Raw genomic sequence first — 20,552 nt, 5'->3', positions numbered from 1 at the left:
CGGCCTCCTCGTCGACAGGACTGTCGCCACAGGGTTGCGTAATGAGACTCACCAGGTCAAGCGGTTGTCGGCTGAGAACAGGTGGGTGAACGTGCCGATGTGGCCCGGTGCGCGGATCCGAGCCCGCAGGGCCGCGTACGCTACCGGTGGCTCCGCCCTCCGGGATCTTCACGTCCGGCGTGACCGGCGACGGGGGAGCCGTCCAGGACGACGGTGGTCGAGCCGGCGTGCCGGCGGGCACCATGGTCACGGCGGGGCGGGGCTCCAGGGCCCGTCCGCGCCGACTCGAGCGGAGGGACGACATGGGATCGGCGATGGACGAGCGGTTTCACCGCCGGCAGCGATGGGCCGCCCGGGGTGCCCTGGCCGCGGCCGCGCTGGCGGCCCTGCTGCCGCTCGTCTCCGGGGGCCTGCGAGGGCTGCTGCTGCTCGTGGCGGGCCTCGCGGGCCTCGCCGTGACCGCGGCCGCGCTCTGGTGGGTCCTGTCCCGGCGCGGAGTGGTCCGTATCGCGTCGGCAACGCTCGCCGTCGTCGCGCCCGTCGGCCTCATCACCCTCTTCGCCGCCGCGAATCTGCTCTGGGTGGTCTTCCTGTCCCTGCTCCTGTGGTGCGGGGCGGTCTGGAGCGGCCGCTACGCCCTGCGCAGCACGGGCCTGAGGACCGTACGGGTCAAGGAATACCGCACGCCGCCGCCGCTGCGCCCCTTCCTACTGCTCAACCCGCGCTCCGGCGGTGGCAAGGTCGAGAAGTTCAACCTGCAGGAGAAGGCCGAGGCGCTGGGCGCCCAGGTCGTGCTGCTCGACCCGGACCAGCACCAGGACGTCACCGCCCTGGCCAAAGCCGCCGTGGCCGACGGAGCCGACCTCCTGGGCGTCGCGGGCGGCGACGGCACCCAGGCCCTGGTCGCCGCCGTCGCCGCGGAGCACGGACTGCCGTTCCTCGTCATCGCCGCCGGTACACGCAACCACTTCGCCATGGACCTGGGCCTGGACCGGGACGACCCCGCCAGCTGCCTCGACGCCCTGACCGACGGGGTCGAACTCCGCGTCGACCTCGGGTTCGCCGACGACCGCCCATTCGTCAACAACGCCTCGTTCGGCGTGTACGGGGCCGTCGTGCAGAGCCCCGGCTACCGGGAGGGCAAGGTGGGCGCCGCCCTGGACCGGCTGCCCGACCTGCTCACCCGGCAGAGCGGTCCGCGTCTGACGGCCACCGCCGACGGCACCACCGTCACGGACCCGCAGGCGATCCTGGTCAGCAACAACGCCTACCGCATGGACGACCCCTTCGGCTTCGGCCGGCGCGAGCGGCTCAACTCCGGGCGGCTGGGCGTGCTCGCCGTCCGTGTGGACAGTGCCGTGGAAGCGGCCGAACTGCTCCTGTCCCCCCGCCCGGAGGGGCTCACGGTGCTCACCGCCCAGCACGTCGTCGTCGACGCCGACCAGCCGGAGCTGGAGGTGGGACTCGACGGCGAGGCGCTCACCATGCCCGCCCCCGTCCACTGCCGCATCGCACGCCGCGCCCTGCGTGTCCGGGTGCCCCGCGACCGTCCGGGAGTGCCCGAGGCGCCCCCGCGGCTCGACTGGCGCCGGCTGCGGAAGCTGGCGGCAGCGGTCGGCCGCACCGCAGTCCCCAAGCGCTCCCGGCGCACCTGAGCACGGCCCTCACGCAGGAGGCCCCCCGCGCCACTCGGCGCGGGGGGCCTCCTGCAGCTGGCCTTCGGTCACGCCTCCTTCGGCCCGGCCTGCTGCACCACCTCGAAGGACCACAGCGTGGAGCCGCTCGCCGCGGGCTTCGGCCGTTCGCCGCCCTCACCGCCGCCCTGGTGGGCGCTCTTCATCGGCCCCTCCATCCAGGCCTGGAACGACTCCTCGTCACGCCACCGGGTGTAGACGAGGTAGGTGTCGGTGCCCTCCACCGGGCGGAGCAGCTCGAACCACTCGAACCCGTCGGAGTTCTCCACGGCGTGCGCCCGGGAGGCGAACCGCTTCTCCAGCGTCTCCCGCTGCTCGGCCGGCACGGTCAGTACGTTGATCTTGACTACGCTCATGGGCCCCATCTTGCCCGATGGTCCCCACGCACCGGCCGGGCCCGCCCTGCGCCTCGGGGGTCGTCCGGAGCGTGTCGACCCAGGAGCCCGAACGACCCCCTGCGGCGCCCGCGCGGCGGGGCGGCCTCGGGTCAGCTCCGCCGCTTGCCCTGCTCCAGGGCCTTGCCGGTCATGTCGGTGACCTGCCCGGCCGGTGGCTCGTCCGCCTCCACCTCGGTGCCGAAGTCGGTGAAGTCCATGACCGTGCGCACCGTGACCTTGCCGGGCGCGGACGAGGCCCCGGAGGACGACCGCTGCGTTCCCTTCGGGGCCTCGACGGTCATGTCGATCTGCTGACGGCGCATCCGGCCCTCGTCGTCCAGCCAGACGTCCATCGGCAGGGTCGGACCGACCTGCTTGCGCAAGGTGTCGCCGTTGGGGAGGTCGGCCACGTCGACGGAGACGCGGTAGTGCGTGGTCCGCACGCCGTTGACCGTGGCCTCGCCCTTCTCGGTGACGTCCTTGTCGGTGATCGCCTTGGCGTAGGCGGCCGACCGGGCCGGATCGCTCATCGACCCGTCACCGGCGCCCTGCTGCGCGGCGACCTTGCCCAAGTCGATCCTGATCCAGGGCTTGCCGCCCGGCGCCTGCCCCTTGGGCAGCTTCTGGTACAGGACCTGATCGACCACTCGCTGCTCGATCTGCTGTCCCTGCACCGTGAGCGTCATGACGCTGTCGCCGTCGTCCAGGTCCACGGCGCCCTGCCCGTCCGCCGTCTGCGAGGCGCCCTGGGCCGAGGTCCGCACCCGCAGTTTCACCTTCGCGGTGTCCTCCTCGGCAGTCCTGTCGTAGGCCGAGCGCACCGCCTGCGTCCCCTCTTCCCGGGCACCGGCGCCCGATTTCGCCGAGGTGCCCTGCGCCCCGTCGCCCGAGTCGTCGTCGCCGCAGCCGACCAGCACCGTCCCGGCCAGGACTCCGGCGACACCTAACGCACAGACCCGCCTGCCGTTTCCCGCCCTGCTCATCGAACCAGCTCCCCTCAGGTGTGTGATGCGACCCAGGTGCCCAAGCCGGGCATGAACACACCTGTGGGGCCGAGGAGTTGCCTGCCGGGCGGGACAGGCTTCACGGTCAGTGGCGGCCCTTGAGCCTGCCGAGCAGACGCTGGGCCTGGGCCCGCTTGCGGGGGTCGGCCGCGGCCCGGCGTGCCTGTTCGACGGCCCGCCGCCCCTGCGGACTCCGGGCGAACTCCTTGAGTCGGTCCAGCATTCCGGCCATGACGCACCTTCCTTCCTGTCGCGATGTCACGTGCCTGCAGTGCGCCTACCCCTTCGGCGAGGTGCTCAGGCACACGTCTGCCCGGCCGGTGCGCGAGCGAATGTGTTTGCGGCCGGAGTCAGAGGCAAGTCGGTGTCCATGACTGAACAGAACAAGCGCACGAATCAGAAGGCGAGCACCGTACGGACCGCCGGGTCCAAGGCCCGCAGCACGGCGGACAAGGCCACCGCACCTGCCTCCCAGGCGGCGAAGGGCGCCGCGGACAAGGCCGGTGAGGCGGCGTCGGCGGCCAAGTCGGGTGCGGAGCGCTCCGCCGAGACGGCCAAGGCGGCCGCCCAGGCCGCGTCCAAGGGTGTCGAGGCGGGCCGCCAGGCGGTCGTCACGGCCACCGGTCACGTCGCCACCACGGCGAAGACGGCCTGGACGGTCATCGCCCACCGCAAGCTCGTGGCCGCGGGTGTCGGAGCGGGCCTCACCGCCCTGAGCGCCGCGTCCTACGCCGTCGGGCGCCGTGCGGAACGCGGCGCGCACGGCCCCCTCACGCGCCTCACCGGCGGGCGGATCTGAGCAGGGCCGGCGCGATGGACGTGCCGGCATCGGGGGAGCAGGCGGCGCGACGCGCCACCGGGTGGTCCGGTGGCCCGTGGCGCCGCCTTCCTCGTGCTCCGGACCGCCCCCTCCCACGTGGCCTGGCGCACATCCGACCCTCGCCGGGGCGCGCCCCTCGCGCCGCCCCGCAGTGACGGGAAAAGATGGGAGCGCACACGAAGGACCAACCCATGTGGAGGAGCGGGCCCATGCAGCACGAGCGAGCGGGAAGTCCGGCCGGACCCGAGGATCTCGTCGACGTCGCTCGGCTGGTCACCGCGTACTACGCGCGCCGCCCCGACCTGGACGACCCGGGCCAGCGCGTCGCGTTCGGGACCTCGGGACACCGCGGCTCGTCCCTGGCGAACGCGTTCAACGACGACCACATCGCGGCGACCAGCCAGGCCATCTGCGAGTACCGGGCCGGCCAGGGAATCGACGGCCCCCTCTTCCTGGGGGCCGACACCCACGCCTTGTCCGAGCCCGCGCGCGTCACCGCACTGGAGGTGTTCGCCGCCAACGAGGTGACCGTGCTGATCGACGACGCGGACGGCTACACACCGACCCCGGCCGTCTCGCACGCCATCCTCGCCCACAACCGGGGCCGCACCACCGGCCTCGCCGACGGCGTCGTCGTCACGCCCTCCCACAACCCGCCCGCCGACGGCGGGTTCAAGTACAACCCGCCCAGCGGGGGTCCCGCCGCCTCCGACGCGACCTCGTGGATCCAGGACCGGGCGAACGAGATCATCCGCGGCGGCCTGAAGGACGTACGGCGCGTCTCGTACGCCCGCGCCCTCGCGGCCCCCACCACCGGCCGTTACGACTTCCTCGGCCGTTACGTCGCCGGTCTGCCGGACGTCCTCGACCTGGACGCGATCCGTTCGGCCGGGATCCGGATCGGTGCCGATCCGCTCGGCGGCGCGTCGGTCGCCTACTGGGGCCGCATCGCCGAACAGCACGGCCTCGACCTGACCGTGGTCAACCCCCACACCGACCCCACCTGGCGGTTCATGACACTGGACTGGGACGGCAAGATCCGCATGGACTGCTCGTCGCCGTACGCGATGGCCTCGCTCATCGAGCAGCGCGACCGCTTCGGGATCTCCACCGGCAACGACGCCGACGCGGACCGGCACGGCATCGTCACCCCGGACGCGGGCCTGATGAACCCCAACCACTACCTGGCCGTCGCCATCTCCTACCTCTACGCGCACCGCGACCGCTGGCCGGCCACCACCGGCATCGGCAAGACCCTGGTCTCCTCCGCCATGATCGACCGGGTCGCCGCCGACCTGGGGCGCGAGCTGGTCGAGGTACCCGTCGGCTTCAAGTGGTTCGTGGACGGCCTGGCGGGCGGCACCATCGGCTTCGGCGGGGAGGAGTCCGCCGGGGCGTCCTTCCTGCGCCGGGACGGCTCCGTGTGGACCACGGACAAGGACGGCATCCTCCTCGCGCTGCTCGCCTCCGAGATCACGGCGGTCACCGGGAAGACCCCCTCCGAGCACTACGCGGCCCTGACCGCCCGCTTCGGCGAACCGGCGTACGCGCGCATCGACGCCCCCGCGACCCGCGAGGAGAAGGCCCTGCTCGCCAAGCTCTCCCCGGCCCAGGTCACCGCCGACAGCCTGGCCGGGGACGCGGTCACCGCGGTGCTCACCGAGGCCCCCGGGAACGGCGCGGCCATCGGCGGCATCAAGGTGACCACGGACAACGCCTGGTTCGCGGCCCGCCCCTCGGGCACCGAGGACGTCTACAAGATCTACGCCGAGTCGTTCCTCGGCCCGGACCACCTCGGCCGGGTCCAGGAGGAGGCCAAGTCGGTGGTGCTGACGGCCCTGTCCGGCTGACCCCGGGCACACCACGGCCCGGGCCGCTCTCCCGTGGCCCGGGCCGTGGTGTGCCCTCGGCAGCGCACGTGGTCAATCCGCGGAAGTGTGTCGACGCCCCGTGGGCGTTCGCGTTCCGCGGTCACCCGACCGGACCGGACCGCGCCGGGCGCTCCACCCGAATGAGGGGCCCGTGCCCCCACGGTGCCCGCGATGCAGGAGACTGGGTGAAGATCCGACCGGGAAGGACCGACACGTGATCATCTTCGGCACCAAGGGATATCTCTACCAGCTGGCGATACTGACGCTGGTGTGCGGTCAGTGCGGAAACCCCGCCGCCCACACGCTCAGGAAGCGCGTCACGAAGTTCAGCCTGTTCTTCGTACCGCTGTTCCCGATCTCGACGAAGTACCTGACGCAGTGCACCTTCTGCGGCGCGGAGCAGAAGGTGACCAAGGAGCAGGCGGAGCAGCTGCAGACCCAGAGCACGAACGGCCCGAGCGGCCAGGCGTACGGGCAGCCTCAGCAGCACGACCGGTTCTGACGCGGCCGGACCGTCCGGGCACGCATCTCGACGACGGCCACTGATCACAGCCGATGTGGCAACCGGAGCATCCCGGGTACTCGGCCTCCGGGCCCGGACCTGAGTGGGCCGATGGGCCTCCTGCAGTCGATCAGTGAATACGGAGGCAGTCAGATGAGCACCATCAAGGAAACCGTGGAAGTCGACGTCCCCGTCCACACCGCCTACAACCAGTGGACGCAGTTCGAGGAGTTCCCGAACTTCATGGAGGGCGTCGAGGAGGTCAGGCAGCTGGACGACCGCCACAACCACTGGACGACCAAGATCGGCGGAGTACGGCGCGAATTCGACACCGAGATCGTCGACCAGCTGGCCGACGAGCGGGTCACGTGGCGCACGACCAGCGGGGACACCCACCAGAGGGGCTCCGTCCGCTTCGAGCGTCTCGACGACACCCACACCAGGGTGGAGCTCGTGATGGATGTCGAGCCCAGTGGTGCCGTGGAGAAGGCGGCGGACATGATGGGCACGATCGACCGCCGGGTGAAGGGCGACATGAAGCGCTTCAAGCAGTACATCGAAGAGCGCGGAGTCGAATCCGGCGCATGGCGCGGTCGCGTCGAGCCGGGCGGCCCCGGCGGCGCCGGCCCCGTCCTCTGACGCCGGCCGCACTCCTCCGCGGCGGCGGAACTCCCCGAACCCGGCCTCCTCCGAGGCCGGGTTCTTCTGTGCCCGCATGTCCGCCCTCGCTCGGCGACGCGTTGAGTTTCGGCCAACGTCATGACATGCACCTGTCCATCTCGGCCTCCTGGTGGCACGCTGCCCCCTGACCGTCCGCAGTGACACCCCTGCCTGACCGGGTGGGCGGGCTTCCCGCCGCCCGGCCCCCACAGCAGAAGGAGACCGCGTGATAGGCCGACCCCGCAGCCCGTATTCCTCCGGTGGCAGCACCCGCGTCCGCCGCTCCGTCCTCGGCGTCCTGGCCGGCGTCGCCGCACTCCTGGCGACCGGCGTCACCGGCACACCCGCGAGCGCCGCACCGGACCCCGGCGTGACGACCGCTTCGGCGCAGGAACGCGCCCTGGCCTTCTGGACCCCGCAGCGGATGCGCGAGGCCACCCCGCTCGACCTGCTGACCGTCGACCGCTCCGACGTCAGGACCCCGGCACTCCGCAAGGGCAGGGCGACGATCGTGGCCCCCAGCGCGCCCGCCTCCGCCGCGGGGCCGATGGCCTTCCCGCACGGCGGCGGCCCCTGGTCCGGCGGGGGAGCGGTGACCAAGACCGCGGGCCGGGTGTTCTTCAGCTACCAGGGCCGCACCGCGTCCTGTTCCGGCAACGCCGTCACCAGCGCCAACAAGAGCACCGTGATCACCGCCGGCCACTGCGTCAAGCTGGAGGGCGCCTGGCACACCAACTGGGTGTTCGTACCCGGCTACCACGACGGCCAGCGCCCGTACGGTACCTGGGCCGCCTCCAAGACCCTGTCCACCCCGCAGTGGACGGCCAGTGAGGACATCAACTACGACATCGGCGCGGCCGTGGTCGCCCCGCTGGACGGCAAGAAGCTGACCGACGTCGTCGGCGGCCAGGGTCTGGCGTTCAACACCGGTTACAGCAAGGCCATGTACTCCTTCGGCTTCCCGGCCGCCGCGCCGTACGACGGCGAGAAGTTCATCTACTGCAGCGGCACCACCACCCGCGACTTCCTGCTGTCCAACGACCACGGTCTGACCTGCAACATGACCGGCGGCTCCAGCGGCGGCCCGTGGTTCACCCAGTTCAGCGAGGTCACCGGGACCGGCCTGCAGTCCTCGGTGAACAGTTTCAAGTACAACTTCCTGCCGAACGCCATGTACGGCCCGTACTTCGGCGCGGACGCCCAGAACCTGTACCAGAGCGCCCAGTCGTCCTGAACCGGCGCTCCACGCGAGCCGTTTCCCCCGTCGTCCCATGGCGGGCGAAACGGCTCGGGTCATCGCGCCGACAGGGTGAACAACCGGCCGGAGCACGCCCACAGCGGCGATTTTCGTCCACCTGCGGCCATGCACCGTGTGTCGTCGGCCCGGCCGGTCCACACTGGGACCCATGCGCGTGGTGATCATGACGGCGGGATCGCGCGGCGACGTCGCGCCCTACACCGGGCTGGGCGCCGGACTGGCCCACGGCGGGCACGGCGTCACGCTCGCCACCCACGGCCTGTTCGAACCCCTGGTCGCCGGATCGGAGGTGCGCTTCCACCCGACCCCGGTCGACCCGCATGCCGTGTCGCACTCCGACCGCGGCCGCGATCTGCACGCCAGCACCAGTGGTCCCGGCAAGCTGCTGAGGGCGGTGTCGATGGCCCGGTCCGCGGCCGAGGAGATGACCGACGCCCTGGTCGAGGCGGCCCGCGGCGCGGACGTCGTCCTGGCCGCGGGAGCCGTCGCACCACTGGGCCGCGCCATCGCCGAGGGCCTGAGCCTGCCCAGCCTCGGCCTGTTCCTCCAACCCCAGCACCCGACACGCGAGTTCGGCGCCCCCATGCTCGGCGGACGCTCGCTCGGCGCGGTGGGCAACCACCTGGGCGGACGAGCCGTGATCAGTGCCGTCGACCGGGTCTTCACCCATGCCGTGCACCGGCTGCGCACCCGGCACGGCATGGCTCTGCGCGGTCCGTCCGCCGGCCGCCGGGCCCACGAGCGAGCCCGCTGGCCCGTGCTGCACGGATTCAGCGAACGGGTGGTGCCCCGCCCGAAGGACTGGCGCCCCGGACTGGAGGTCGCCGGGTACTGGTGGCCGCACGACGCCCGCGCACTGCCCGGAGACGTGGAGGAGTTCCTGTCCGCCGGACCCCCACCGGTGTTCGTCGGTCTGGGCAGCGCCACGGTGCCGGATGCCGGGCACCTCAGCGCCGAGATCGTGCGTGCGCTGCGGACGGCAGGCCTGCGAGGCATCATCCAGCAGGGCTGGGCGGGCCTCGCCGCCCATGGCGACGATGACGTGATCACCGTGGGCGATCTGCCGCACGCGCTGCTGTTTCCCCGTACCGCCGCCGTGGTCCACCACGCCGGCGCCGGCACCACCGCCGCCGTCCTGCGCGCGGGCGTGCCCACGGTTCCGGTACCGGTGCAGTTCGACGGCGGCTTCTGGGCGGCGCGTCTGGTCGCCCTGGGGACGGCACCGCGCGCCGTCCCCCTGCGCGGCCTCACCGCCGCCGCACTGGCCCCCGCCCTGCGCCGCGCCACGAGCGACCCTCACCACCGCGACCGTGCCCAGGAGTTGGCGCGCGGTCTGGCCGAAGAGGACGGCGTGGCCCCGGTCCTGGCCGCGTTGGACCGGCTCACGTCGTGACCGGTCGCCGGCGGGACGGCTCCGCGCGCGGGGAACGCCGGTGCAGCCCGATCGCCAGGGGAGCGGCGGTGAACACCGAGGAGTACGTCCCCACGACGAGGCCGACCAGCAGCGCGAGGGCGAAGTCCGCGAGCGAGGAACCGCCCAGCACGGTGAGAGCGGTGAGGATGAACGCCGCGCCGATGCCGGTGTTCACCGTACGGGGCAGGGTCTGCAGGATCGCCTGGTTGACGAGGCCGTTGAACGGCGCCGCGGGGCTGCGCCGGACCAGTTCCCTGACACGGTCGAAGAGGACGACCGAGTCGTTCACGGAGTAGCCGATGACAGTGAGCAAGGCAGCCAGGAACATCCCGTCGACGGGCTTGCCGAGCCAGGCGAAGATCCCGAGCAGGATCACCACGTCGTGGACCAGTGCGACAACCGCCGCCGATCCCAGCACCCAGCGGAACCGTGCCTCGAGGTAGACGAACTGCGCCCCGAGGGCCACGGCGAGTGCGATCAGCGCACCCCGGCGCAGCTCCTCGCCGAGGCTGGGACCGATCAGTTCGTCGCGGACCTTGTCCGCCCGGCGGTCGACATCGCGCACAGTGCCGGTGACCTCCGCCTCCTCGGAGTCGGTCAGCGGTTCGGTACGCACCGTCAGACCCGTGTCGCCCGAGGACTGCACGACCGCCCGGGGGAATCCGGCGTCGGCGAGGGCGGCACGGATCCGGCCGGGGTCGACCGGACCGCTGGTGCTGTACTCGATGAGGCGGCCCCCGGTGAACTCCACGCCAAGGTCGACGCCGCGCACCGCGATGCCCGAGCAGGCCAGCGCGAGCACGGCCGCGGAGGTGGCGAGCCAGCGGCGCGGGCGGCGCATCAGGAGGGGGGCGCGGCGGGTGAGGCGGTCGCGGACCGCGCCGATGCCGGCGATGCCGGTGAGACCGGGGCGGCGGCGTACGCCCGGACGGCTCGCTGCGAACTCGGCCAGCGCCCGGCTGACGACCAGAGCGCTGAACATGGAGGCGAGCACGCCGATGCCGAGGGTGACCCCGAAGCCCCGGACGGGCCCGGAGGCGAGGAGGAACAGCAGGGCCGCCGCGATCAGCGTGGTGACGTTGGAGTCGGCGATCGCGCTGAATGCCCGGCGGAATCCGGTGGTGAGCGCCGAACGGACACTGGGACGGCTGCGCAGCGCGTACTCCTCGCGCGCTCTCTCGAATACCAGCACGTTGGCGTCCACGGCCATGCCGACGGCCAGCACGAAACCCGCCAGGCCCGGCAGCGTCAGCGTGGCGCCGAGAGCGGCCAGGGCGGCATAGGAGATCAGGCCGTAGCAGGCCAGGGCGAGAGCGGCCAGGCCCCCCATGAGCCGGTAGACGGCGATGATGAACAGCGACGTGAGCGCGGTGCCGATGGCCGCCGCCCAGGCGCCGGCCGTGATGGCCTGCGCGCCGAGGGTTGGGCCGACGGTGCGCTGCTCGACGGTCTCGACGGGCACGGGCAGGGCCCCGCCGTTGATGAGCAGGGAGAGTTCGCGGGCCTCCTCGGCGCCGAAAGAACCCGTGATCCGGGTGGCGCCGTCACGGATGCCGGTCCCGCAGGCGACGGACGGGTCGACCTGCGGGGAGGAGACGACCTTGTCGTCGAGGACGATGGCGACCCGCCGTGCCGGGTCGCCCGGGGCCCGGCAGGCGGCCTCGCCGGTCAGGCCGGCCCAGCCGGTCCGGCCGGATCCCTCGAAGCCGACGGTCACGTGCCATCCGGTGCCGTCCTGCTGGTCGAACCGGGCGGCGGCCTCCTCGACGTCCTCGCCGGTCAACGAGGAGGGCCCGAGGCGCAGGCGGGTGCCGGACTCGTCGGGCAGAACGCGCTCCCGGGGGCTCTCCGGCGGCTTCCCGGAGGTGCCGGCGGCTCGGTCCGCGAGGCCGAGCACCGGGTGGAAGGTGAGCTGCGCCGTGCGGCCCAGGACGTCGGCGGCCTTCTTCGGATCCTGCACACCGGGCAGTTCGACGATGATCCGGTCGTCGCCGGAGCGCACCAGGGTGGGTTCGGCGACGCCGAGCGCGTCGATGCGGCCGCGCAGCACCTCGAGGGTGCGGTCGGTGGCCGCGCGGTCGGCGTCGGCCGTGGGGGTGGAACGGGTTTCGAGCACGATCTGGGTCCCGCCGCGCAGATCCAGTCCGAGCCGGACGGGCACGGTGGCGGCGATGTACAGGGACAGGGCGAGCACGGCGAGGGCGAGCAGCGCTCTCACACGCGGGGAACGGTTCAACGGGAGCCTCCGGCAGGCACACCACGGCGGCGGCCGGCATGGGCCGCCGCGGGGTGTCGGGGTGAAGGGGAAGGGGCGTCAGGTGCCGGAGGACACCGGGGGCGCCCGCCCCTGGTCCTGGGCCACGCGTGACGGTGAGGCCGGCACGCGCAGGGTCGCAGGCCCGCGTGGGCCGGGAAGCAGCCGTTGGGTGGCGTGCGTGCTCCGGTCGCAGGTGCCGGAGTATCCGCGGGGTGCCGGGTGATCGCCGTGCGCCGGCTCGTGACGGGTGGCTGCCCGGACGACGCGGGCGGCATCGCATCCGTCGTCGCCGCGCGCCTCGTGGTGCCGGAGGTGGTCCGGCGCCGTGTGCGTGCCGTCGTGCCGGAGGTGGCCGACCGCCGCGTGCGTGCCGTCGTGCTGGAGGCGGTCGGCCGTCCGGCGCTCGCCGGACGCCCCGGTGCCGGGTGCGCCGGGTGGCGGGGAGAGGAGGCCGAGGACGGCCAGCACGGCGGCGACGACGACCGCGAGCACCCAGGCGGCGGGGGAGCGCGGCCCAGTGGTGGCGACGACGGGCGCCGGGCGCGCGATGGGTTGCACCGTGCCTCTCTCCTCGTGATGGACGGCCCGGGGACGCGGGCCGGGACGCGGGTCAGGGCTCGATCAGTCCGGCGCGGATGGCGTAGCGGGTGAGGTCGAGACGGTCCCGCAGGCCGAGTTTCTGGAGCAGGTTGGCGCGGTGCCGCTGGACGGTCTTGATGCTGATGAACAGCAGGTCGGCGATCTCCTTGGACGAGTGGCCCTCGGCGACCAGCTTGAGGACCTCCTCCTCGCGAGGGGTGAGGATCTGGTCGGGGGTTTCCTGGCCGTTGCGGGCCCGGTCCAGGTAGTTGCGGATCAGGGCGGTGACCGCGCCGGGGTACAGGAAGGGCTCGTCCCGCATCGCGGCCCGGCAGGCGGCGACCAGGTCCCGGTCGGCGACGGACTTCAGCACGTACCCGCTCGCGCCGGCTTTCAGGGCCTGGAAGAAGTACTGCTCGTTGTCGTGCATGGTGAGCATCAGGATCCGCAGGCCCGGGCGGAGGACGGCCAGTTCGCGGGCCGCCTGCAGGCCGGTCAGGCGCGGCATCGCGATGTCGAGCACGGCCAGGTCGACGTCACGGGTGCGGGCCAGCTCGATGGCTTCGGCCCCGTCACCGGCCTCGGCGACCACCTCGAGGTCCGGCTGCTGGTCGAGGATCAGCCGCACGCCGCGGCGGACCAGGGCGTGGTCGTCGGCGAGCAGGATGCGGATCGTGCTCGGTTCCGCGGAGGCGGGCGTGGAGGTTCCGGGCATGGTCAGGGCTGCTTCCTTGCGACGGGCGCGGTGAGCTGGACGCGGGTGCCGGCCCGGGGCGCCGGGGTGATCTCCAGGGTGCCGCCGACGAGCAGGGCGCGTTCGCGCATGCCGCGGATGCCGGCGCCTTCACGGGGGGCCTCGATGCCGCTGCCGTCGTCGGTCACCGTCAGCACCACGCCCTCGTCGGCGCGGCACAGGGAGACGGTGACCCGCCGGGCGTCCGCATGGCGGGCGACGTTGGTCAGCGACTCCTGGGCGACGCGGTAGAGGACCAGCTCCGCCTCCGGCTCCAGGGCGGGCAGATCGGCGTCGAAGCGGCGGGTGACCAGCAGCCCGGTGTGGGTGGCGAAGTCCTCGCCGAGCGAGGTCAGCGCGCTCACCAGGCCCAGGTCGTCCAGCACACCCGGCCGCAGCCGGCGCACCAGCCGGCGGACCTCGTCCAGGCTCTCCCGGGTGATCTCCTGCAGTTCCTGCAGCTCCCTGCGCAGCGGCTCCGGGGCGTCGTCCGCCGAGCGCTTGAGGCCCAGCAGGATCGCGGTCATGCTCTGCCCGACCTCGTCGTGCAGTTCCTGGGCGATGCGACGTCGTTCGCCCTCCTGGGCCAGCAGGGCCCGGGTGCTGCTGGCGACCCTCTCCTGCTCCAGCCGCTCCAGCATGGCGTTGAAGGTACGGATCAGCTCCGCGACCCCGCCGCCGCCCGAAGCGGGCAGGCGCTGGCCGGGCCGCAGCAGGTCGACGGTCGTCATCAGCTTGGTGAGCCGGTCCAGGGGAGCAAGGCCCCACCGCAGCAGCGCGGCGTTCGCGACGAGCATCACGGCGAGACCGCCGACCAGGATGACCGCCTCGGTCAGCAGCACCGGCACCGAGACGGTCACCGGAGCCCACAGCAGCAAGGCCGTGGCCGTCCCCAGCACCACGGCGTTGAGCGCGAAGATCCGCCAGAACAAGGACACCGTCCCTGCGCCTCCCCTTCTACGACCTGGGTCTCACCTCCACAGTCGGGCATCGCGGAGCCCACCGCCTTCGCGGCCCGGGCGCTGAGCAAGCCTGCCGATCAGGCTGCCGCGTCCCCACCGGTCCCGTCCATGGGCCCTGACCCCCATTTCCCCGGGCGCGCCACACCGGGAGCGCGGGCACATGGGTCTCCCGTCCCGCCGCAAATGGGTTCCGCGCCCGATGGGTATCCGCCGCCGGCGGCGCCAGGGTGGAGGCACACGACCACCCGACAGCGGACGGGCGGCCCGGCAACGCCGCCGGGCCGCCCGCCGCGCATGACCGACCCGCGCACCCGCGCCGAAAGGGACCGACCATGTCGCTCGATGTCACCCGGGCCGAGACGCACGCGCACGAGGCCCGTCGGCGTCTGGAACACGCCCGCACCTCCCGGCTGGCCCAACTGCGCGCCCTCGACGAGAGCGAGCGCGGACCGGAGGATCACCTCCTGTCCGCGCAGCGGACCGCGATGCGGCGGGTCCTCGCAGAGATCGAGGAAGCCTTCACCCGCATCGACGACGGCACCTACGGAGTCTGCGTGTCCTGCGCGAAGCCCGTCCCCGCCGAACGACTCGAGATCCTGCCGTACACCCGCCACTGCGTCGCCTGCCGGCGCCGCACGGCCTGAACCCGTCCGTACCGACCTCCTACGCCCTGCCGCAAAGGGGTGACGTGGTGAACCACCGGACCATCGACGACAGCACGACGAACCTGTCGGCCGACGACCTCGCCGCGCTGCGCGAGAGCCTCCACGAGCAGCGACTGTTCCGCCAGGAGCAACTGCGCCTGCTCGCCGGGCCGGTCACCTCCCGGACCGAGGACCGGCTCCGGCAGCGAGCAGCCGCGCAGATCGAGGTCCGCGTCAAACTCGCCGCCTCCGCCCGCATGGTCCTCGCCGACGTCGAAGCGGCCCTCATTCGCATGGACGAGGGCTCGTACGGCCGCTGCGACCTCTGCCGGCGCCCGATCGAACGGGAACGGCTCATGATCGTGCCGCAGGCCCGCTACTGCGCCCGCTGCCAGCAGGTCAAGGAGGCACAACCGTGACCGGCGCCCGTGAGCTGCCCAAAACCGCCGACCGTCACCGGCCGTGGCCCCGGTGCCGGCGCTGCTGCGGCGTCGCGCTGGACATGGGCAGCGCCCGCACCCGCGTCTGGATCGCCGGCCGGGGCACGGTCGTCGACGTACCCACCGTCGCCTTCCCCGGCGCCGGCGCGGTGTACCCCGTCCGGCGCGGCACCATCGTCGACACTCCGGGATGTTCCCGGATGCTGGAGCGCCTGCTCGGGCACCGGCTGCCCCGGTTCGCCCGCCCCATGATCATCGTCACCACGCCCGTCCTGGACGGCGTCGCCTACCGCACCGGGGCCCGCGCCGCCGTCGAGGTGCTGCGGCCCCGCAGTGTCCTGACCGTCCCCAGCGCCCGGAGCATCGCTCTGGCCGCCGACGCCGACATGTCGCGGCCGCTGGTGGTGGTGGACGTCGGAGCCCACCTCACCGAGGCGGTGCTGCTGTGCGACGGCGCCGTCACCGACGCGCGCCGGACGGCCGTGGGCACCAGCGACCTGGGTGAGACGGCCACGGCCGAGCAGATCGCCGAAGCGGTGGTCGCGATGCTGGCCGCGATCCGACGCGACGACCTCACCGCCCGTGCCGCAGGAGCCCTGCGGCGTGGCATCCTCCTGGCCGGCGGGGGAGCCCTGCAACCCGAGATCACCCGCGCCCTCGCGGCCCGGCTGAAGGCACCGCCGCGCATCGTCCCGGCACCGCACACCGCGGCCGTCCGGGGCGCCGCGAGGTTCCTCCAAGCCGCGCACACCCATCCCTCGGCCACCGGGCCCCCGCCACCCGTGGCCCGCCCCCACTAGGCCGTACACGTCCCACCACCCGGCCGGAATCCCGCCCGCCCCGCGTCCAGCGCCGAAAGGAGGACCATGCCCGGTCACACGCCCCCACCTCCACCACGGCCGCCGCGGGAGCTGCCCCGGGTCATGTTCTGGCGCCTGCGGCGCAACCCCCTGCGTCGGCGCAGCGACGTGGTCCAGGCGTGGGTCGGCCTCGGCGTGACGCTGGTGGTGCCGGCGGCCACCCCCTCGTCCTCTTCCTCGTCGGCGAAGCCGCCCACCGCCATCACGCCCGCACCGCCGCGCACCAGGCAGCCACCCGTCACCACACCACGGCCGTACTCGTCGAGGACGCCCGTGCCCACCCCGAGCCCGGCTCGGCCGAGGCGAAGCGCACCCTCTACCCGACCGAGTTCCGCTTCACCGACTCCGAAGGACGCACCCACACGGCCTACACCGATACCCGGCCCGCCCTGCCCAAGGGCCGCACCGTCCGCGTCTGGGCCGCCACCGACGGGAAGCTCACCGACCCGCCCCTGACCGCCGATCAGGTCCGCAGCCGCGCCATGGGCTCCGCCTTGATCGCCGTCCTCGGCCTCCACGCCGCGGCAGCCGTCGCCTACGGCACGGTCCACCGCGTCATCCAGCACCGCAACCTGGCGGCCTGGGAATCCGCCTGGGCCGCGACAGCCTCTCGCTGGACGACGTCTCCCTAGCCGGAGTCAGGCCGGACGCACGTCACCGACACGGTCGCACGCCGCGGCGAGGGCCGCCGGTGTCAGCGCGGGATGCCCAAGGTGTCGAGGCGCTGGTGCATGACCGCTGCCGGAAGGCCGGGGTTGCCGAGGGCCCGGGCAGCGAGCTCCGGGTCGTCGCAGCTCTTCAGAACGAGGTCGACGGGCAGGGCGGGGTGGGCGGCGGCCATGCCACGCACGCGTGCGTCGGGATCGGCGAGCAGCCGGACCATCACATCGGCCGGAGCGTTCGGGTCGAGTCCCGTCAGCCACCTCTTCTCCGGGTCCGGGTCGTCGGCGAAGCGCCGCCCGGCGTCCGTGCGCGGGAAGTTGGCGTGGCGGAGCAGATCGCTCCGGGTGATGACCTGGCAGTCCAGGTAGGTCTGCAGCACGACCTCGCCGTCCACGGTCGACTGGTTCTCGCACAGGAGGAGTCGCACGGCAGGGTCGTCGTCGCGCGAAAGAAGCTCGACGGCGTCGGCGGGCAGATGCGGGCTGCAGGCGGCGCTGCGCCGCAGCAGGATGTTGGCCGACCGGGCGCATCGGCGCAGTACGTCGGCATCGGTGCAGAGACGGACCCATTCGACGGGATACAGCCGGTCGGACGGGCGGATGGTGATGTCGACGGCGGCCCGTTCGGTCTCCGTCAGCTCGGGCCGGACCGACACCGCCAGCCGGACGCTGTGCGCGTCGTCTTCGGCGAGCCTGCGGACAAGGTCGACGGACAGGTGGGGATTGGCTGCCAGTTCGCACCGGTCCGGCTCCGCGCCGTCGGCCGCGATCCGTTCGGCGGTCGCCGTGCTCATGGCCCCGTAGCGGATCACCTCCTGCCGGGAGAGGGAGTCGAGGTCCGCGTCGAGCAGGAGGTCGGTGCAGCGCGCGTCGTCGCGGCAGGCCTTCCGCATGGCGGCTTGGCGTACATCCTCCACGGGGTCATGGAGGAGGCCGTCGCGAGTGTCCGGGGAGAGCATGGTCCACTCGCGGCACGCCGCCCTCCGGAGGTTCGCGTCCTGGTGGCCGGCGAGACGGGCCACCAGCTCCGCGGCCGTGTGCCGGGACTCGGCCGCGCTGCGGCGGACTCGTGCGTCCTCGTCGGCGAGCAGACGCTTCTGAACGGAGACCGGGAGCGGCTCCACGGGGATGCGGAACCAGTCGGGGCCATGGGCCAGGGTCACGCGCACCCGTGGGTCGGGATCGTCGATGAGCCGGGCGCGTTGTTCCGGTGTCACCGAGGGGTTCTCGGCGAACGCCGAGCGCAGCCGTCGATCGGGGTGCACGACGATCGCGTCGACCACCTCGTCCGGCAGCGCGCGCCAGGCCAGGGTGTTCCAGGCGGTGACGGCCTGCTCCGAGAGCAGCCTGAGCAGTACGTCGACCGGTGCCGCCGGGTTCCGTGCTACGGCATTGATCGTCTCGCGGTCAGGACACGTGTGGCACATGATTCCCCCTGTTCGCCGGCGGATGACGCAGGCCCGCAGATTGTGCTGATGACGTGCCTGTGAGGTCAACGCCGGCGAACACATGCGCCCCCGGCACCCGTTCACCGGCCCGGCTGTCCGGGGGCCCCGCACCGGGGTACCCGGCACCGGTGCACGAGGTGTGTCAACGAGCCCCGGCCACAGGCGGATTCGGGGCGCAGGAGTGGAGGGCGGATGACGGTCGACCTGCTCGGCTTCCTCGGAGTGGTGCTGGTGGCGTATGTGGTGCCGGGTCCGGACTTCCTCGTGGTGCTCAGATCGGCTGCCGAGGATCCTTCGAAGGGCAGAGCGGCGGCACTGGGTGCCCAGACCGGGCTGTGTGTGCACATGCTGGCCGCCGCGGCCGGCCTTTCGGTGATAGCCGCGCGCTCGCCCGTGGTCTACGACGCGATCAGACTGCTGGGGGCTGCCTACCTCGTGTATCTCGGTGTACGGGCCGTGCTCGCCGCCCGCCGGACCGCCCGGGGAAGGCACCACACGAACGAGGCGACAGCCGATGCCCTGGCGGAGGGCGGGCCGGCCCAGGGGCGTCTCAGGAGCGGTTTCATCCAAGGGCTGCTCACCAATGTGCTCAACCCGAAAGCCGCCCTGTTCTTCCTCAGCGTCCTTCCGCAGTTCGTCGACGGCGACGGATCGATGGCACGGCAGATCTTCTTCCTGGGCATGCTCGACATCCTCATCGGCGTCGCCTACTGGTTCGCCCTCGTCGTGGTCGCCGCGCGCCTGCGAGCCCTGCTCGCCAGGCCGGGGGTCCGCCGGCGCTGGGAGCTGACCACCGGCTGGTTGTTCATCGCCATCGGCGTCTCGGTGGCGGCCGTCGCCTGAGGGTTCAGGGGTGACGCGGCTGGGCAATGGGCTAGGGAATGTCATGAGCACGACTGCCCTTCCCCCACAAGGAGGTCGATCATGCACGTCCGTATGCTGACCGGCGGTCTCGCCGCCGCCTGTCTGGTGTCCGTGTCCCTGACGGGCGGTCAGGCCGCGGCCGCCGCGCCCGCAACGGCCGACGGGCCTCCGGCCGCCCGTGTCGTGACCTACGACGCGAGTGGCGCCGCGGAGTTCAGGAGTGCGGTCAACCGGGGCGCGGCGATCTGGAACGAGAGCGTCGACGCCGTAGAGCTGCGGCCCGCCGCAGCCGGGCAACGCGCCAACATACGGGTCCTCGCGGACAACGGCTGGCCGCGTGCGCTGCCCACCACTCTCGGCAACGGCACCGTGTACATCGGGCGCCAGGCCGTCGACCAGGGGTACGACACGATCCGCATCTCCGCGCACGAACTCGGGCACATCCTGGGCCTGCCGGATCGCAAGCCCGGACCGTGCTCGAGCCTGATGTCCGGCTCCACCGCGGGCACGTCCTGCACGAACCCGTACCCGAACGCGGCGGAGAAGGCGGAGGTCGAGGGCAACTTCGGCGGCGCACCGGCCGGGCTGGCCCAGGCGGCGGGTACCAGGGTGATCGTGGACTGAGGCGGGCGACGCCCCGGGATGAGAAGGCCCCGCACACCGCGGGGACGGCTTGCCGCCGAACGGCGGCGGTGGCGCGCCGACGGCTCCCCCGCCGCAGTCCGGTGCCAGGGGAGCCGGATGCCTCCCCAAGTGCGGTTCCACCGGGAGCGGTCGGGGCAACGCCCCCTTCACGTCCGGCGTGGAAGCAGCCGGCCCGCACCCTCGGGGGGCATGCTGATGTGATGACCGGCGCACGCGCGTAACGGCTGCCTGCGTGGACCACAGGTGAGGTGCATCAGCGGTGGACGACCGTCGAGCGGAGGGGCCGCCCGGGGTGGAGGCCGGTCTACTGGCCGACCGGCTGAAGGAGCGGATCTACGCGACCATCACGATGATCGCCGTGGTGGTCGGCCTGTCCTTCGGTGAGGTGGGCTCCCTCGGTGCCGTCGCCACTGTGCTGACGACCGCGCTGGGCCTGTGGCTCGCCGCGCTCGTCGCCGACCAGCAGGCGCACCGCACCGTCCACCGCCGCCTCGCCACGGGCCATGAGCTGCGTCGCATGCTGTACGTCAGCAGCCCGCTGCTGTCGTGCGCCGCGGGACCTGCCGTTCTGATCGCGCTGGCCGCGCTGGACGTCCTCAGCGTGCACGCCGCGTTGCTGGCAGCGGCGGGGGTGGGCGTCGTGTCGCTCTTCCTGTGGGGCTGTCTGGGCGGGCTGCGCATGGGCGGCGGCACGGTGACAGCGGTGGTGGCGGGGCTGCTGGACGCGGCGATCGGGGTAGCCGTCGCCCTGGTGAAGGCAGCCGCCGGACACTGACCGGACGAGGGGACGTTGCCCGTCGGCCCGGCCCGGCGGGCAACGTCCGGCAGAGGCGCGCCGGGAACGCTGCCGATCCGCTC

22 protein-coding genes are annotated in these 20,552 nt (G+C 72.9%); 14 read left to right on the top strand and 8 right to left on the bottom strand.

Going from position 1 to position 20,552, the window contains the following annotated elements; all coding sequences use genetic code 11:
- Positions 1-302: 302 nt before the first annotated feature.
- Positions 303-1,655: a diacylglycerol/lipid kinase family protein gene (locus tag ADK65_RS09175; protein ID WP_053669454.1), complete on the top strand. Its 1,353-nt coding sequence runs from the start codon at positions 303-305 to the stop codon at positions 1,653-1,655.
- A gap of 68 nt (positions 1,656-1,723) precedes the next feature.
- On the opposite strand, the gene ADK65_RS09170 is transcribed toward ADK65_RS09175, so the two are convergent.
- The 3 genes from ADK65_RS09170 to ADK65_RS38780 form a co-directional block, all read right to left on the bottom strand.
- Positions 1,724-2,050 carry an antibiotic biosynthesis monooxygenase family protein gene (locus ADK65_RS09170; protein WP_031113632.1) on the bottom strand — a complete coding sequence of 109 codons (327 nt, stop codon included), beginning with the start codon at positions 2,048-2,050 and terminating at the stop codon, positions 1,724-1,726.
- Positions 2,051-2,181: 131 nt separating this feature from the next.
- Entirely contained in the window at positions 2,182-3,054 is an 873-nt protein-coding gene (locus ADK65_RS09165) for a hypothetical protein (protein ID WP_053669453.1), read from the bottom strand.
- Positions 3,055-3,160: 106 nt separating this feature from the next.
- The gene (locus tag ADK65_RS38780; protein ID WP_199825595.1) at positions 3,161-3,307 is read right to left on the bottom strand and encodes a hypothetical protein; all 147 of its coding nucleotides are present in this window, start codon (positions 3,305-3,307) and stop codon (positions 3,161-3,163) included.
- 138 nt (positions 3,308-3,445) lie between these two features.
- On the opposite strand from ADK65_RS38780, the gene ADK65_RS09160 reads away from it, so the two are divergent.
- The 6 genes from ADK65_RS09160 to ADK65_RS09135 all read left to right on the top strand — a co-directional run bounded on the left by ADK65_RS09160 (position 3,446) and on the right by ADK65_RS09135 (position 9,579).
- Positions 3,446-3,874, top strand: coding sequence for a hypothetical protein (locus tag ADK65_RS09160; RefSeq protein WP_107092244.1), 429 nt, complete (start codon positions 3,446-3,448; stop codon positions 3,872-3,874).
- A 230-nt stretch (positions 3,875-4,104) separates the two neighbouring features.
- Entirely contained in the window at positions 4,105-5,745 is a 1,641-nt protein-coding gene (pgm, locus tag ADK65_RS09155; protein WP_053669451.1) for a phosphoglucomutase (alpha-D-glucose-1,6-bisphosphate-dependent), read from the top strand.
- Positions 5,746-5,980: 235 nt separating this feature from the next.
- A complete protein-coding gene (locus ADK65_RS09150; protein ID WP_053669450.1) occupies positions 5,981-6,268 on the top strand; it encodes a zinc-ribbon domain-containing protein in 288 nt (95 codons plus the stop codon).
- A gap of 153 nt (positions 6,269-6,421) precedes the next feature.
- Positions 6,422-6,907 (top strand): SRPBCC family protein, encoded by a 486-nt coding sequence (locus ADK65_RS09145; RefSeq protein ID WP_053669491.1) that lies wholly within the window; start codon positions 6,422-6,424, stop codon positions 6,905-6,907.
- A 247-nt stretch (positions 6,908-7,154) separates the two neighbouring features.
- The gene (locus ADK65_RS09140) at positions 7,155-8,162 is read left to right on the top strand and encodes a peptidase (RefSeq protein ID WP_053669449.1); all 1,008 of its coding nucleotides are present in this window, start codon (positions 7,155-7,157) and stop codon (positions 8,160-8,162) included.
- A 172-nt stretch (positions 8,163-8,334) separates the two neighbouring features.
- Positions 8,335-9,579 carry a glycosyltransferase gene (locus ADK65_RS09135; RefSeq protein ID WP_053669448.1) on the top strand — a complete coding sequence of 415 codons (1,245 nt, stop codon included), beginning with the start codon at positions 8,335-8,337 and terminating at the stop codon, positions 9,577-9,579.
- Here the strand turns inward: ADK65_RS09135 and secD are convergent.
- From secD to ADK65_RS09115, 4 genes are all read right to left on the bottom strand, one after another.
- A complete protein-coding gene (gene secD, locus ADK65_RS09130; RefSeq protein ID WP_053669447.1) occupies positions 9,569-11,836 on the bottom strand; it encodes a protein translocase subunit SecD in 2,268 nt (755 codons plus the stop codon). The genes ADK65_RS09135 and secD overlap by 11 nt on opposite strands.
- A 78-nt stretch (positions 11,837-11,914) precedes the next feature.
- The gene (locus tag ADK65_RS09125; protein WP_053669446.1) at positions 11,915-12,415 is read right to left on the bottom strand and encodes a hypothetical protein; all 501 of its coding nucleotides are present in this window, start codon (positions 12,413-12,415) and stop codon (positions 11,915-11,917) included.
- 52 nt (positions 12,416-12,467) lie between these two features.
- Positions 12,468-13,151 (bottom strand): response regulator, encoded by a 684-nt coding sequence (locus tag ADK65_RS09120; RefSeq protein ID WP_053669445.1) that lies wholly within the window; start codon positions 13,149-13,151, stop codon positions 12,468-12,470.
- Positions 13,152-13,153: 2 nt separating this feature from the next.
- Positions 13,154-14,107 (bottom strand): sensor histidine kinase, encoded by a 954-nt coding sequence (locus tag ADK65_RS09115; RefSeq protein WP_053669444.1) that lies wholly within the window; start codon positions 14,105-14,107, stop codon positions 13,154-13,156.
- A 356-nt stretch (positions 14,108-14,463) separates the two neighbouring features.
- Between ADK65_RS09115 and ADK65_RS09110 the strand changes: the two genes are divergently transcribed.
- From ADK65_RS09110 to ADK65_RS09095, 4 genes are all read left to right on the top strand, one after another.
- Positions 14,464-14,775 (top strand): TraR/DksA family transcriptional regulator, encoded by a 312-nt coding sequence (locus tag ADK65_RS09110; RefSeq protein ID WP_053669443.1) that lies wholly within the window; start codon positions 14,464-14,466, stop codon positions 14,773-14,775.
- Positions 14,776-14,819: 44 nt separating this feature from the next.
- Positions 14,820-15,194, top strand: coding sequence for a TraR/DksA family transcriptional regulator (locus ADK65_RS09105; RefSeq protein WP_053669442.1), 375 nt, complete (start codon positions 14,820-14,822; stop codon positions 15,192-15,194).
- Positions 15,191-16,015, top strand: a complete 825-nt coding sequence (locus ADK65_RS09100) for a rod shape-determining protein (RefSeq protein WP_053669441.1) — start codon at positions 15,191-15,193, stop codon at positions 16,013-16,015. Before ADK65_RS09105 ends, ADK65_RS09100 begins: the two co-directional genes overlap by 4 nt.
- Before the next feature lie 179 nt (positions 16,016-16,194).
- The gene (locus tag ADK65_RS09095) at positions 16,195-16,707 is read left to right on the top strand and encodes a hypothetical protein (protein ID WP_324614258.1); all 513 of its coding nucleotides are present in this window, start codon (positions 16,195-16,197) and stop codon (positions 16,705-16,707) included.
- 62 nt (positions 16,708-16,769) lie between these two features.
- Here the strand turns inward: ADK65_RS09095 and ADK65_RS09090 are convergent, their stop codons facing one another.
- The gene (locus ADK65_RS09090; protein WP_063788002.1) at positions 16,770-18,164 is read right to left on the bottom strand and encodes a hypothetical protein; all 1,395 of its coding nucleotides are present in this window, start codon (positions 18,162-18,164) and stop codon (positions 16,770-16,772) included.
- A 213-nt stretch (positions 18,165-18,377) separates the two neighbouring features.
- Here ADK65_RS09090 and ADK65_RS09085 point away from each other — a divergent pair, with 213 nt between their 5' ends.
- The 3 genes from ADK65_RS09085 (at position 18,378) to ADK65_RS09075 (ending at position 20,469) form a co-directional block, all read left to right on the top strand.
- Positions 18,378-19,028, top strand: a complete 651-nt coding sequence (locus ADK65_RS09085) for a LysE family translocator (protein ID WP_053669440.1) — start codon at positions 18,378-18,380, stop codon at positions 19,026-19,028.
- An 81-nt stretch (positions 19,029-19,109) separates the two neighbouring features.
- Entirely contained in the window at positions 19,110-19,673 is a 564-nt protein-coding gene (locus ADK65_RS09080) for a snapalysin family zinc-dependent metalloprotease (RefSeq protein ID WP_053669439.1), read from the top strand.
- Positions 19,674-19,953: 280 nt separating this feature from the next.
- The gene (locus ADK65_RS09075) at positions 19,954-20,469 is read left to right on the top strand and encodes a hypothetical protein (protein ID WP_078955873.1); all 516 of its coding nucleotides are present in this window, start codon (positions 19,954-19,956) and stop codon (positions 20,467-20,469) included.
- Positions 20,470-20,552 lie beyond the last annotated feature (83 nt).

The sequence above is a fragment of the Streptomyces sp. NRRL B-1140 genome (assembly GCF_001280065.1).
Taxonomy (GTDB): domain Bacteria; phylum Actinomycetota; class Actinomycetes; order Streptomycetales; family Streptomycetaceae; genus Streptomyces.
This window is presented reverse-complemented; position numbering and strand designations above follow the sequence as displayed.

What these genes read in the sequence shown, in the direction of transcription:
- ADK65_RS09160 (WP_107092244.1), top strand. Translation starts at nt 3,446, where the DNA reads ATGACTGAACAGAACAAGCGCACGAATCAGAAGGCGAGCACCGTACGG.
- ADK65_RS09170 (WP_031113632.1), bottom strand. Translation starts at nt 2,050, where the DNA reads ATGAGCGTAGTCAAGATCAACGTACTGACCGTGCCGGCCGAGCAGCGG.
- ADK65_RS09135 (WP_053669448.1), top strand. Translation starts at nt 8,335, where the DNA reads ATGCGCGTGGTGATCATGACGGCGGGATCGCGCGGCGACGTCGCGCCC.
- ADK65_RS09080 (WP_053669439.1), top strand. Translation starts at nt 19,110, where the DNA reads ATGCACGTCCGTATGCTGACCGGCGGTCTCGCCGCCGCCTGTCTGGTG.
- ADK65_RS09085 (WP_053669440.1), top strand. Translation starts at nt 18,378, where the DNA reads ATGACGGTCGACCTGCTCGGCTTCCTCGGAGTGGTGCTGGTGGCGTAT.
- ADK65_RS38780 (WP_199825595.1), bottom strand. Translation starts at nt 3,307, where the DNA reads ATGGCCGGAATGCTGGACCGACTCAAGGAGTTCGCCCGGAGTCCGCAG.
- ADK65_RS09165 (WP_053669453.1), bottom strand. Translation starts at nt 3,054, where the DNA reads ATGAGCAGGGCGGGAAACGGCAGGCGGGTCTGTGCGTTAGGTGTCGCC.
- ADK65_RS09090 (WP_063788002.1), bottom strand. Translation starts at nt 18,164, where the DNA reads ATGTGCCACACGTGTCCTGACCGCGAGACGATCAATGCCGTAGCACGG.
- ADK65_RS09175 (WP_053669454.1), top strand. Translation starts at nt 303, where the DNA reads ATGGGATCGGCGATGGACGAGCGGTTTCACCGCCGGCAGCGATGGGCC.
- ADK65_RS09120 (WP_053669445.1), bottom strand. Translation starts at nt 13,151, where the DNA reads ATGCCCGGAACCTCCACGCCCGCCTCCGCGGAACCGAGCACGATCCGC.
- ADK65_RS09145 (WP_053669491.1), top strand. Translation starts at nt 6,422, where the DNA reads ATGAGCACCATCAAGGAAACCGTGGAAGTCGACGTCCCCGTCCACACC.
- ADK65_RS09110 (WP_053669443.1), top strand. Translation starts at nt 14,464, where the DNA reads ATGTCGCTCGATGTCACCCGGGCCGAGACGCACGCGCACGAGGCCCGT.
- pgm (WP_053669451.1), top strand. Translation starts at nt 4,105, where the DNA reads ATGCAGCACGAGCGAGCGGGAAGTCCGGCCGGACCCGAGGATCTCGTC.